The organism is Paenibacillus silagei, from assembly GCF_017874735.1.
Classification (GTDB): domain Bacteria; phylum Bacillota; class Bacilli; order Paenibacillales; family Paenibacillaceae; genus Paenibacillus_AQ; species Paenibacillus_AQ silagei.
The window spans coordinates 63,968-76,552 of sequence record NZ_JAGGLV010000014.1; the positions used below are offsets into that span (position 1 = coordinate 63,968).

The window sequence follows — 12,585 nt, forward strand, 5'->3', positions numbered from 1 at the left end:
AATTATTTTAAATATAAGATATGGGAATTTGAAGGGGTGGAAGAAAACAGTGAAGAGAAATTCAATATGGAAAATGGGGCTAATAACAGCAATGGCTTCGGTTCTAATAAGCGGATGTGTTGTAAGCACCAGCTCTGTCACATTTAATTATCCTGCTGACCAACCGGACAGCACCGAGCATGTATATTTACGGTATTCGGACGGTACAGTAGCTGCAGTTCCTGATGCTGCAGGAGGCAGCAGTGTAACCGTTGCGACTTACAGTAATAAAACCATTGTTGGCGGGTATGTGAGCGACGGCAATATAAGCTGGGTTCCGGAATATTCGTATTCGTACCCCACGGTGAACGTATCCGGATTTCAAACCTACAAGCCTGCTTTTGCCGCAGATCATGTGAAACTGGCTAAACAGCCGGAGCAGGATGCCAATTATCCTGCCTATATCAATGTTACTCTTGCTGTCTATGATACTGACGATAACCTGGTGACCGGCCGCACCGAAGTATTTGCCCATTCGGCCACAGCTGACACCGTATTTAAGAATACGGATCCATTGGATAATCTCAATAATAATAATACTGCTAATGGAGGCTTCTCCTCGTATACAGAGAACGGCCTCGTCACCTTCCTTATCCAATCGGACAGTGCGGATATTTCTTCCCAGATTTCGCTGTACTCGGGTGCACAGATCATCGCGGAGAATATCTTCAATAAGGTAACCGGAATCACAGTAACAAGCATCGGCGGCGCCGATTCCCTGTATGCGGGAGACTCACTCACTATGAGTGCTGAAGTCCTGCCGTTGTATGCTGCCAACCGGGCTGTAGTCTGGTCTGTTGTATACGGCAGCGGGTCCGCGACTATTGATGCAACGAGCGGTGAACTTACCGCAGTTGATCCAGGTACAATAACTGTTACAGCCGCAGCTACAGACGGCACGGGTACAACGGGCAGCCTCCTGCTTACTATATTGGAGACGCCAGTACCAACAGCATCGCCGATGCCGACTGAGGCCCCAACAGAGGCGCCGACGCCGACGCCGACCGAGGCCCCAACCGAGACGCCAACATCGACGCCGACCACAGCACCGACCACAGCACCAACCGAGACGCCAACATCGACGCCGACCACAGCACCGACCGTGGCGCCAACCGAGGCACCAACATCGACGCCGACCACAGCGCCAACCGAGGCACCAACATCGACGCCGACCACAGCGCCAACCGAGGCACCAACATCGACGCCGACCACAGCACCGACCGAGGCACCAACCGAGGCGCCGACCACAGCACCGACCGAGGCACCAACCGAGGCGCCAACGGAGGCGCCAACATCGACGCCGACCACAGCACCGACCACAGCACCGACCACAGCACCAACTGAGGCGCCGACCACAGCGCCAACCGAAGCACCAACGGAGGCGCCAACATCGACGCCGACCGGGGCGACAGCACCCATAGGGGTCACGGCGACAGCTGCCCCTACAGCAACACCAACGGCTGCCCCAACGGCCGCAGCAACGCCAATACCTGCAGCTGCTGGACCGGGTGTGCAGTTCATAAGCAATGTTGTCGATCTTTCCAGTGTGCTGACCAGCCTGTCGCTTAGAATTGAAGAGGCCAACTTGAATCCGGCTTCGTTGATATTTACGGATACCACGGCTCACTGGGCCAACTCTGCCATCGGTATTTTTGTAAAGTTAGGTGTGGTTTCCGGCTATCCGGATGGCGGCTTCCATCCGAATGCAAGCATTACCCGTGCGGAGTTCGCTACAGTTCTTGCTAAGGTGTTCGGCCTTTCGGAGACCGCTTCGCCCGGAAGCTCCTTGAGCGATACCTCCGGCCACTGGGCCGAAGCTTCCATCCGCGCTCTGCAGCAAAGGGGTGTGATCTCCGGCTATCAGAATGGCCTGTTCCTTCCTAACCGTGAGATTAGCCGCGCCGAGATTATTGCTATGATCTCCAAGATCATTGACCTGAACAGTGTGAATGCTCCTGCCTCTTCCGGATTCTCTGATCTGGATAAGACATGGAATCAAGAACAGATCAGGCAAGCGGCGGCAGCCGGTATTATTAACGGGTCAGGCAATGGCGTCTTTCTTCCAGCCAGGCAGGCGTCCCGGGCCGAAGCTTTGACTATAGTCCTGCGTGTATTGGAGACTAATCCGGAGCTTAAGACCCTTCTGGATACCTTGAAATAAGCAAGCCACGTGCGGCTTCTGCAGATTTATTGTCGGTAGGAAAGCCCGCTTCAGCCTTTTCGGAGGCCGGAGCGGGCTTTTTCTGGAATTTTAGAGGCCGGGCGCGGCTTTTAGCTGTTGAATAAAAATATAATTTGAAGTATCTCTGGCAGATCAGTTTCTGATAAGATAGGAGGCACAGAATGCAAGATTCCTTCCTGAATAGAGGTCAACCATCTATGACATATAATGTGTATTTATCGGCACTTTTGATGGCTGCGACCTGTTGCTCATTACTGCTGGTTTATCTGTGCTTCAAAAGAAGAGACCTTCCTATAGCGGTAAGCTACGGTCTGGGGATGCTGGCCGGCTCCTTTTATTCTTTTGGCTATGCCTTCGAAATTGTCAGTACCTCTCTTGAGCATATCCGTTTTTGGCTGCGCGTTGAATATATCGGGATTCCGTTCGGCACAGTACTGTGGTTCATTATGGTACTTCAGTATACCGGCAGGCAGTCGTGGGTCCGTCCCAGAAATATTGCATTAATGATGATTGTTCCCCTAATAACCTTCACAGCCCACAATACCAATGAATGGCATCATTTATTCTATACAAGCATGACGATGAACGAGACAGAGGGCTTTCCGCTGGTCACCCTCATGAAAGGCCCGTTATATAAGCTTCATGTTCTCTATTCCTATAGTTTTTTCATCATAGGGATGTTTTATTTGCTGCAGATGCTCTTCCGGGCAGTCCGGGGGATGAAGAAGCAGATTGTCCTGATGATTATAGGTTCCTGGGGGCCCTTTGGTTTTACACTAATTTATTTGAGCGACGCGATCTATATGCCTATCGACATTTCACCCTTTGGTTTCCTGTTCTCCGGTGTTTTTTATATGTGGGGAATCTACCAGTTCAATATGCTGAGGATCGCGCCGCTGGCACTTCAGCGGGTGTTCGAATCGATGGAGGAAGCGGTCATTATTCTTGATACCGACAACTGCCTCACCAGCTTTAACCGCTCAGCTAAAGGAATAGTCGGCGGGTTGAATTACAGAAATACAGGCCAGCCTGCTGCACAGGTTTTCTCCGGGTATCCCTTGCTGTTGAAGATGATGGCACAGGGGCATGACAGCGCATCAAGAATTCAGCTTGCAGGTCCGGACGGTAATTTCTATAATGTCCATCTGTCTTTTGTCAGGAATAAGCACCTGAAGATTGTCGGAAAAATGCTGCTGCTAAGAGATGTGACAGAAGCTGTGCATGCAGAAGAACGGCTGCGTGACAATGCCCGGCAGTTAAGTGAGCTGAACATGTTCAAAGACCGGATGTTCAGTGTGGTTGCCCATGATATCCGTGATCCCTTGGCGGTCCTGGTCAATCTGATGGAGCTGCTTGAAGAGGAGATACAGGATGGCAGCGGGGATCATGATGAAGAGATCCTTCTCGAAATGGGTCAGCAGATCCGGAACACCTTCGGGCTTGTGGAAGTGCTGCTGGACTGGTTCCGGAGCCAGAGGGAAGGCATGATCTTTGATCCGGTAACGCGGGATCTGGCATATACGGTACGGGCTAATCTGCGGCTCCTGCAGCAGCGGAGTGATACCAAGCAGATTCAGATCATTTCAGAGATCCCGGAAGAGAGCTATATCTATGCGGATAAAGAAATGCTGGATCTGATCATCCGCAATCTCTTGTCCAATGCAATTAAATTCTCGTACCGTGGAGGAAGCATCCGCTTAAAGGCGGAGAGGAGAGACCGTCACATGGTCATCGCTGTGAGTGATACAGGGGGAGGGATATCCCCGGAGCAGGCCGGTACCCTGCTGCAGGATGATTACCGGATCTCTTCATCCGGTACCTCTGGAGAGCGGGGAGTGGGCTTGGGACTGACTCTGTGCAGGGAGTTTGTACAGTTGAACGGGGGAGAGCTATGGTTCGACAGCGTACCTTCCAAGGGGAGCACCTTCTATTTCTCGCTTCCGCTCCCTCCGGAAGCGGAACTGGCTCCAGCAGGCAAGCAGCACGGGGAGGGACTGAGTCAATGAAAGTGATCATTATCGATGATGAGAAGGCTATGCATCTGATATTGAAACGGATGCTTGCCAAGCTGGAAGAGGTTGAACTGATGGGCAGCTTCCTGGATACTGCTGCTGCTTTTACCTATTTGAGCACTCATGAGGTGGACCTGATCTTTATAGATATCAGCATGCCCAGAGAAAGCGGCCTGGAATTTGCGGCGAGGCTTAGAAGGGGCGGCAGGAATCCCAAACTGGTGTTCATCACTTCCCATAAGGAGCATGCGTTGTCTGCCTTTGAAATCTACGCCCTCGATTATATTGTGAAGCCGGTGATGCAGGAGAGGCTGCATGAGACGGTGCTAAGAGCCGTTGCACAGATTCATCTGGAGCGTGCGGCAGAAGCCGGACGGGAGCCGGATTTAGGCAAGGAAGTGCGGATCAGCTGTCTGGGCGGAATTGAAATCGAAGGGGTGCAGGGGAACAAGACCAAATGGAAATCACGGAAAAGCGCGGAGCTCCTCGGCTACTTGCTTGTACATAAAGGCAGGCTTGTGTCCCGTGCACGGCTCATTGAGGATATCTTTGGCGATATGCCGCAGAAGAATGCAGAGATTTATTTGAATACAACGGTCTATCAGCTGCGCAAGCTGCTGGATACCTATGGGCTGAAGAAGCATTTGCATTCGGAGAGTAACCATTATGCTTTTACGTGCATGGGGGTTGATGTGGATCTGCTTGGCTTCGAGGAGGGCTGCAGAAGCATGCCTGTGATAGATGAGGCTAATCTGGAACAGGCTATCGAGCTTGAACAGCTATATGCGGGCGATTTATTCGGAGACCATGTGTATCCTTGGGCCTGGAATGAGATTGAACGGCTGTCGCTTATGTATTCCGCATTCACCCGGCGTTTGTGCACGGCTCTGCTGGATAAGGGTGAGACGAATACGGCGAGACGCCTGCTGATCAAGCTGCTGAAGCGCAATGAGCTGGATGAAGAAGCGCATATGCTGCTTATGAGGACCCTGGCTCTCCAGAATAACAAAGATGCCCTGAACCGGCAGTACCTGCAGTTCGCTGATATTTTGAACCGGGAGATCGGAATCCCTCCTTCGCTTGAGGTCAAATCTTATTATGCACAGCTGCTGTCCGGGCTAGGCTAACTTAATATACAGTTTTCCTGAGGTAATGAGTCGTGTATAATTTAGGGAATTATGCATTTTTTGAGGATTTGTAAAAGAGGGTGAAGGTGGAGATGACGGGAATGAACAGGCATTCAGAACTTGTAACAGGGGATAAGGTGTATCTGCGCCCGCTTAACGGGGAAGATGCCGAAATGTATTATCATATGTTCTACGGCACGGAAGTCCGCAGGCTTACAGGAACGAAGAAGCATATCACCAAAGAGCAGATTGAGAATTATATCGCGCGTAAATCCGGAGATGACAGCACGGTGCTGCTGCTCATCGCGCTGAAGGAGAATGATGAGGTTATCGGCGACATCGCTATTCAGGACATCGATGGGGATAACCGGAATGCCAATCTGCGGATCGCCATCGGGGACGAGCGGCATCAGGGACAAGGATATGGGCGTGAAGCGCTGCTGCTGATGCTGGATTATGGCTTCGGCATTCTGAATCTGCACAGGATTGAGCTGGAGGTCTACAGTTATAATGCCCGTGCTGCGCATGTATATGAGTCCATCGGGTTCGTGCAGGAGGGGGTGCGGCGTCAGACGCTGTTTTATAACCATGAGTATCATGATGTGATAATGATGGGCATGCTGGAGAGTGAATACCGGGAGCGTTATTTGAAGTAGAAGTAGGAAGGTCAAATAAGGTCAAATCCTTAATAATGTTAAAATTTATTATAAAAAAAGAGCCGAAACGCCGGATTTTCCCGGATTTTCGGCTTATACCGGTTTTGTTTTCTCTGGAGGTGCAGGCTATAATAAAGCCATAGGTCAGACAAAGTCAAAGTCTTAGCAAGACCGAATTCAAAAAATCAAAAGTCAAATGAGAGGAGAATGAAAGATGTTTGATTTGGTTCCTTTTGGTAAACGCAGAGATGATGCTTTTGGTGTGCTGGCGAAGTCGCTGAACGAAGTGTTTAATGATGATTTTTTCGCACCGCTGACAAGTAACGCGCTGTCTTTCCGGACCGACATCCGGGAGAGTGAAGGGGCATATCTGATCGAGGCCGAGCTTCCGGGCTTCCGCAAAGAAGAAATCGACATTGATTATTCCAGCCCTTACTTGACGATCAAGGCGGTTCGCACAGAAGAGAGCAATGAGGAGAACAAGGACCATCAGATGGTGCGCCGCGAACGGCGGTATGGTGAATATGTACGCCGGTTCTATGTCCAGGATATTGACGATGCGGGCATCCGCGCTTCCCTGAGAGACGGTGTGCTGAGCCTGGAGGTGCCGAAGCGGCAGAAGCCGCAGGGCAAACGGATCGAAATTCAGGATGGCGGAAACGATAATTCAGACCGGAAAGAGCTACAGTAAGCGGAAGGACAGCCTTATGAGGAAGATGGACATCCAAGTCCGGCTGAAGCTGCCGCTTCCGCAGGAACTCCGGGCTTAGCGGCTGTAGCCGATGGCCTATCCAGTTCACAGGGCGGCAACAGGATTTTACCGGGCTTTTCATATAGCACTTCATATTAGACGCATTGTAGTGGGGGTTCCGGCTATAATGCGTCTTTTCCCGGAGGAAGGCAGAAGGTTCTCATTACACGAAAGGAGGAGGTTCCGGTGGCGGCAAATTATTATGAGCGTCTTGGGGTAGACAAGAAGGCCTCGAAGCAGGAGATCAAGAAGGCCTATCAGAAGCTGGCCAAAAAATGGCATCCCGATGTCAACAAGGCCCCGGAGGCAGAGGCGAAATTCAAGGAAGCAGCCGAGGCATATGAGGTGCTGGGCGATGCAGACAAGCGCAAAATCTATGATGAGGAGCTCCGCTATGGAGCCGCCGCAGGCTCACGGGGTCAGCGCAGCTACGGATCGGCCTCCTCTGCGTCATGGGAATCGCCGTTTGGCGCGGGCTGGAGCAGCGGAGCCGCTTCTTCCGGCGGTATACCGGAAGAGGATCTGTTCGGGATGTTCTTCGGCAGCCGGGGCGCGGCTGAACGTACCGGCTTCTTCTCGGGCAGCAGTGGTGCCCGTCCAGGCGGAAGCCCGTGGGGGGATGAGTTCAGTACGGTGCAGGCCCAGCTTGAGATTACGCTGGAGCAGGCCTACAAAGGCGGCAATATCAGCGTTCAGGCGGCAGGCAAAGACCTGAACGTACAGATTCCGGCACGCTCGGCGGAAGGGACCGTCCTCCGGGTACCCGGCGGCGGAAGCGGAGCGGCGCAGGGCGGCGATCTGCTAATCTCGCTGCATCTCCTGCCGCATGAGATCTATGAGCCGGACGGCGGGGATCTGCTCGGCACGGTTGAGATCGCCCCTTGGCAGGCTGTGCTTGGCGGGGAAGCCAAGGTAGCGCTGCCGGATGGCAGCAGCGTGAAGCTGAAGATCCCTGCCGGAATAGCCAGCGGCGGAACGCTGCGCCTCTCCGGCAAGGGGCTGAGACGTCCGGACGGAACGAATGGTGACATCCTGTTCCGGATGGAGATGGTCATTCCGTCTGATACATCGGAGGCAGAGAAGAAGCTGTACCGTCAGCTGGCGGAGTCCGGCAGCTTCCAAGCCGGTGCGAAACGGCGTACCACAGGCGGAGCGCAGCGGCGAAGAGCGGCAACCCGGTAAAGAACATTTAAGTTCAGCATATATAACAGCCGGGCATCCGGTTGATTAACCTATACATTAGAAAGGCGATGATTTTATGGATTTCAATAAGCTTACCCAGAAGCTGCAGGAAGCGGTAGCAGAGGCGCAGTCGCTGGCGGCTTTCGGCGGGCATCAGGAGATTGACAATCTTCATCTGCTGAAAGCCTTACTTCAGCAGAATGAGGGCCTGCTGCCCCGGCTGCTGCAGAAGATGAATGTTCCCGCAGCCGAGCTGCTGCAGGGAACCGAGGCGCTGCTTCAGCGCAAACCCAGTGTAAGCGGGAGCGGAGCGGGCACCATGCGGCGCTATGCATCGCCCGCGCTGATTGCCATGCTGGAACAGGCGGAGCAGGAAGCGGCCAAGATGCAGGACGAATTCGTCGCGGTGGAGCACGCCGTCCTGGCGATGGTCTCGGATGCGAGCAGCGGGAACCGCGAGCTGCGCGGGCTGTTCACCAGCCGGGGCGTTACCCGGGAGAAGCTGCTTGGAGTGTTAGCGGAGATTCGCGGACACCAGCGGGTGACCAGCCGGGAGCCGGAGGCCACCTATGAGGTGCTGGAGAAGTACGGCCGCGATCTTGTGGCTGAGGTGCGGGCAGGCAAGATCGATCCGGTCATCGGTCGCGATGCTGAGATTCGCCGGGTGATCCGCATCCTCTCCCGCAAGACCAAGAATAACCCTGTCCTGATCGGGGAGCCGGGTGTCGGCAAGACTGCGATTGTCGAAGGGCTGGCCCACCGGATTGTCCGCCGGGATGTGCCGGAGGGACTGAAGGACAAGACGATTTTCTCGCTGGATATGAGTGCGCTAATTGCCGGTGCGAAATACCGGGGGGAATTCGAGGAGCGGCTGCAGGCGGTGCTGAAGGAGATCCGCGAGAGTGACGGACGGATTATTCTGTTCATTGACGAGCTGCATACGATTGTCGGTGCGGGCAAGACAGAGGGGGCTATGGATGCGGGCAACATGCTGAAGCCGATGCTGGCCCGGGGTGAGCTGCACTGTATCGGGGCGACCACGCTGGATGAGTACCGCAAATATATCGAGAAGGACCCGGCGCTCGAACGCCGCTTCCAGCAGGTGCTGGTCAGCGAGCCGGATGTCGAGGATACCATTTCGATTCTGCGCGGCTTGAAGGAACGCTTCGAGGTGCATCACGGGGTCAAAATCTATGACAGCGCTCTGGTAGCAGCCGGTGTGCTGTCTAACCGTTATATCACGGACCGTTTCCTGCCGGATAAGGCGATTGACCTGGTCGATGAAGCCTGCGCAATGATCCGCACGGAGATTGACTCCATGCCCGGTGAGATGGATGAGGTAACCCGCCGCCTGATGCAGATGGAGATTGAAGAAGCCGCGCTCAAAAAAGAAACCGACGACGCGAGCGCCCGCCGCCTGGAGAACCTCCAGCGGGAGCTGGCCGACCTCAAGGAGAAGCATCTGGGGATGACGGCCCGCTGGGAGAAGGAGAAATCGGCCATTCAGGGCATCCGCGACCTGAAGAAGCGGCTGGAGCAGGCCCGCAAGGATCTGGTCGATGCGCAGGAGATCTATGATCTCAACAAATCGGCTGAATTAAGCTATGGCATTATTCCTGATCTGGAGCGGCAGCTTAAGGCGGCAGAGGAAACGGCGCAGCAGGACCAGGAGACCCGGCTGCTGCGTGAAGCCGTGACGGAGGAGGAAATCGCCGATATTGTCTCACGCTGGACGGGAGTTCCCGTAAGCAGACTGGTGGAAGGCGAACGGGATAAGCTGTTGCGGCTGGAGGAGACGCTGCATGAGCGGGTAGTCGGGCAGGATGAGGCGGTCCGGCTGGTAGCCGATGCGGTTCTTCGGGCTAGAGCCGGCATCAAGGACCCGAACCGTCCGATCGGCTCGTTCCTGTTCCTCGGGCCGACCGGGGTCGGGAAGACGGAGCTGGCCAAAGCACTGGCGGTCTCGCTGTTCGACCGCGAGGACGGCATGATCCGTATCGATATGTCGGAGTACATGGAGAAGCACAGTGTCTCCCGTCTCGTAGGTGCTCCTCCCGGATATGTCGGCTATGAAGAAGGGGGACAGCTGACCGAAGCGGTGCGCCGCCAGCCGTATACGGTAGTACTGCTCGATGAGGTGGAGAAGGCGCACCCTGATGTGTTCAACATCCTGCTGCAGCTGCTGGATGACGGGCGGCTGACCGATTCGCAGGGCCGGATGGTAGACTTCAAGAACACTATTGTCATCATGACCTCCAATATTGGCTCACCGCATCTGATTCAGGGCACGGATGATAACGGCGAGCTGACCGAAGCCGTCAAGGATCAGGTCATGAAGGAGCTGAGCGGGCACTTCCGTCCGGAGTTCCTCAATCGCGTAGATGATATCGTAATGTTCAAGCCGCTGACCCTGAATGAGACGGAGCAGATTGTTGTGAAGCTGGTAGGCGGCCTACGCTTGCGCTTGGCTGAGCGGAACATCGGTCTGGTCCTCAGCGATCGGGCGGTCCGCTTCATTGCCGAGGAAGGCTTCGATTCCATCTATGGGGCCAGACCGCTGAAGCGGTTCATCCAGCGCAGTCTGGAGACCCGGGTAGCGCGCGCGCTGATCGCCGGAGAAGCGGAGGAAGGCTCAGTGATGACGGTGGACGAAGCGGACGGCGAGCTGACTGTTGCAATAGCGAAATCAGAGTCTGCGAAGCCAGTAGGATCGATGTGAAATGTAATGGGCCCCGGCGTCACCTCTTAGTACAGTGTCAGATTTAAAAAGGGTGGATAAGCTTGTGAAACTCAGGGGTTCGTGTAATGAAACCCTATCATCCCAAAAAATCTAACGGACCGAAGAGACCTTATCCCCACGAGAACCCCACCTTTTGCAACGTAACGGACTCAGTGGACCTTATCGTCTTTCTGCGAGACGTTTTGGAGCTGAATTGCAGGGGATAAGGTCCTTGCGGTCCGCTAATCGCCTAAGTGACGACTTTCTTCCCGGATAAGAGCCCCTGTGTCCGTTACGCTAAGCCAAACGCCCCCAAATAACAATCATCTATTGAAAAAAATATGTAATTTGAAGGGTAATTTATTCTACTCCACTATTTTAAATCTGATGAGGTACTAGGATAAATCTTATGTCAAATAAGGTTCGTTAGAAAGAGACAAAAGCATATCTTTGTAGATGATATAAATATGGACTGGAACTGCCGTTGGAAGCGGTGCGGGGCAAAGCGAACATGGGTCTTTGGCGCTTTTACAGACCTCCCGGCTAGGTCTTTGGTATGGTCCAACCAGCATCCGATTGAGACTATGCGACGATTTTTTGTAAATATGTGGTTGAAATGTTGTCATGGCGGGAGCTGCCGGGTAATAGAAATGATTAGAACTATTCGAATATGGCTGGATTTGCAGCAGAAGCCAAGGAAACGGAGGGAGAGATCATGGCGGCACAGACGGTAGCCGGTATCAGCCCGGTACAGGCCACTACAGCTTACGGCAGCACACAGAGCGATGTCAGTTCTCTGGAGAAGCAGCGCAACCGGCTGCTGATGGAGCTGGACAAGGTGAATGCGGCGCAGGGCGGAGAGATGCAGACTCCTTATCGCCGGGAGCAGCTGCAGCGGCAAATACGGCAGCTGGAGGCCCATCTGGTGCAGAAAAGCGGGAGTACCGCTTCGGCTTCATTTGTACCTGCTCCCCCGCTTCAGGATCATACTCCGCCCTGGCGGACTGAGGGTAAGGGAGGCCTTAAGGGCATCGGTCTGACCGATCCCCGGACAGCGACGGTAGACGCAGAGGGCCATTTCGACGCGTTGATTTAGATAAGGGAGTAGTGAACCCAATCCTTCCCTTTGACCGCATTTGTTGTTAGTAGAAGTAATCCAAGTCATGTTGGCATTATCCAAAATCTAAAGGATTCTCACTATATTGTTAGAAACGGCCGGATAGTGTTCGAATATTTGCAGATCATGGAATGGGAGCGGAATTAATCCGCTGTGATGAGCCTCATTTAGAAACCGTTCGTTATTTTCTGTACTGGAAAAAACCCCGTTCGGCCGATTGCTTAGCAAATTATCGCACCAGTAGCATTCATCGCCGGTGATTATATAGTTGGTATGAACCGATTCAAAGTAAACCACCGATGAACCAGGGCTATGCCCGCCGATCACCTTGAATCTGAACTGGTTGTCGTAAATATATTCGTTGTCTACGGTGACAACCGGGCCTTGAAGCAGCTTCTCCTTGATGGCCGGCGAGCACTGCTGTAGCGCAGTTTCATAGTCGGTTTTTGAAATAATGATTTCAGGCTTATCAAACAAGTCAAGATTCTCAATATGGTCAAAGTGACTATGCGTAATGAGGACTGTATCTACGGAGCTTAGATTGCCAATGATGCCACTTAACTCGTCTGCAACGTCTGTTAGTGTAATCCCCCATTGCTGTGCCACATTCTCATCGCGAAAGCCTGTATCGATACAGATTGTTTTATTATTATGCTTGGCAATATAAAATGACCACGCAATCTGGACTAATTCCTCCGAATGATGCATATCGCGGTATACGTTGCTTAAGCGAAATGAAGATTCACCAAATTTTACGGCGTAGAGTTCCATGGATTGGTTCAACCCCTTCTCGTGGCATC

9 protein-coding genes are annotated in these 12,585 nt (G+C 53.3%); 8 read left to right on the forward strand and 1 reads right to left on the reverse strand.

Annotation, left to right across the window (positions count from 1 at the left end; genetic code table 11):
- Positions 1-91: 91 nt before the first annotated feature.
- The 8 genes from J2Z70_RS20095 to J2Z70_RS20130 all read left to right on the forward strand — a co-directional run bounded on the left by J2Z70_RS20095 (position 92) and on the right by J2Z70_RS20130 (position 11,764).
- Positions 92-2,200 carry an S-layer homology domain-containing protein gene (locus J2Z70_RS20095; protein WP_209876184.1) on the forward strand — a complete coding sequence of 703 codons (2,109 nt, stop codon included), beginning with the start codon at positions 92-94 and terminating at the stop codon, positions 2,198-2,200.
- Between the two features lie 218 nt (positions 2,201-2,418).
- Positions 2,419-4,227 carry a sensor histidine kinase gene (locus J2Z70_RS20100; protein ID WP_209876191.1) on the forward strand — a complete coding sequence of 603 codons (1,809 nt, stop codon included), beginning with the start codon at positions 2,419-2,421 and terminating at the stop codon, positions 4,225-4,227.
- The gene (locus J2Z70_RS20105; protein WP_209876192.1) at positions 4,224-5,360 is read left to right on the forward strand and encodes a response regulator; all 1,137 of its coding nucleotides are present in this window, start codon (positions 4,224-4,226) and stop codon (positions 5,358-5,360) included. Before J2Z70_RS20100 ends, J2Z70_RS20105 begins: the two co-directional genes overlap by 4 nt.
- Positions 5,361-5,461: 101 nt before the next feature.
- Positions 5,462-6,016, forward strand: coding sequence for a GNAT family N-acetyltransferase (locus J2Z70_RS20110; protein WP_209876193.1), 555 nt, complete (start codon positions 5,462-5,464; stop codon positions 6,014-6,016).
- A gap of 214 nt (positions 6,017-6,230) precedes the next feature.
- Positions 6,231-6,707: an Hsp20/alpha crystallin family protein gene (locus J2Z70_RS20115; RefSeq protein WP_036723650.1), complete on the forward strand. Its 477-nt coding sequence runs from the start codon at positions 6,231-6,233 to the stop codon at positions 6,705-6,707.
- Between the two features lie 246 nt (positions 6,708-6,953).
- Positions 6,954-7,949 carry a DnaJ C-terminal domain-containing protein gene (locus J2Z70_RS20120; protein ID WP_209876194.1) on the forward strand — a complete coding sequence of 332 codons (996 nt, stop codon included), beginning with the start codon at positions 6,954-6,956 and terminating at the stop codon, positions 7,947-7,949.
- Between the two features lie 76 nt (positions 7,950-8,025).
- Positions 8,026-10,668, forward strand: a complete 2,643-nt coding sequence (clpB, locus tag J2Z70_RS20125) for an ATP-dependent chaperone ClpB (protein ID WP_209876195.1) — start codon at positions 8,026-8,028, stop codon at positions 10,666-10,668.
- A 670-nt stretch (positions 10,669-11,338) separates the two neighbouring features.
- On the forward strand, positions 11,339-11,764 hold the full coding sequence (locus J2Z70_RS20130) for a hypothetical protein (protein ID WP_209876196.1): 426 nt from the start codon (positions 11,339-11,341) through the stop codon (positions 11,762-11,764).
- An 87-nt stretch (positions 11,765-11,851) separates the two neighbouring features.
- On the opposite strand, the gene J2Z70_RS20135 is transcribed toward J2Z70_RS20130, so the two are convergent.
- A complete protein-coding gene (locus J2Z70_RS20135; protein WP_209876197.1) occupies positions 11,852-12,556 on the reverse strand; it encodes an MBL fold metallo-hydrolase in 705 nt (234 codons plus the stop codon).
- Between the last annotated feature and the right edge of the window lie 29 nt (positions 12,557-12,585).

Bases quoted from the DNA above. Each gene is read 5' to 3' on its own strand.
- J2Z70_RS20115 (WP_036723650.1), top strand. From the start codon at position 6,231: ATGTTTGATTTGGTTCCTTTTGGTAAACGCAGAGATGATGCTTTTGGT.
- clpB (WP_209876195.1), top strand. From the start codon at position 8,026: ATGGATTTCAATAAGCTTACCCAGAAGCTGCAGGAAGCGGTAGCAGAG.
- J2Z70_RS20095 (WP_209876184.1), top strand. From the start codon at position 92: ATGGCTTCGGTTCTAATAAGCGGATGTGTTGTAAGCACCAGCTCTGTC.
- J2Z70_RS20100 (WP_209876191.1), top strand. From the start codon at position 2,419: ATGACATATAATGTGTATTTATCGGCACTTTTGATGGCTGCGACCTGT.
- J2Z70_RS20135 (WP_209876197.1), bottom strand. From the start codon at position 12,556: ATGGAACTCTACGCCGTAAAATTTGGTGAATCTTCATTTCGCTTAAGC.
- J2Z70_RS20110 (WP_209876193.1), top strand. From the start codon at position 5,462: ATGAACAGGCATTCAGAACTTGTAACAGGGGATAAGGTGTATCTGCGC.
- J2Z70_RS20130 (WP_209876196.1), top strand. From the start codon at position 11,339: ATGGCTGGATTTGCAGCAGAAGCCAAGGAAACGGAGGGAGAGATCATG.
- J2Z70_RS20105 (WP_209876192.1), top strand. From the start codon at position 4,224: ATGAAAGTGATCATTATCGATGATGAGAAGGCTATGCATCTGATATTG.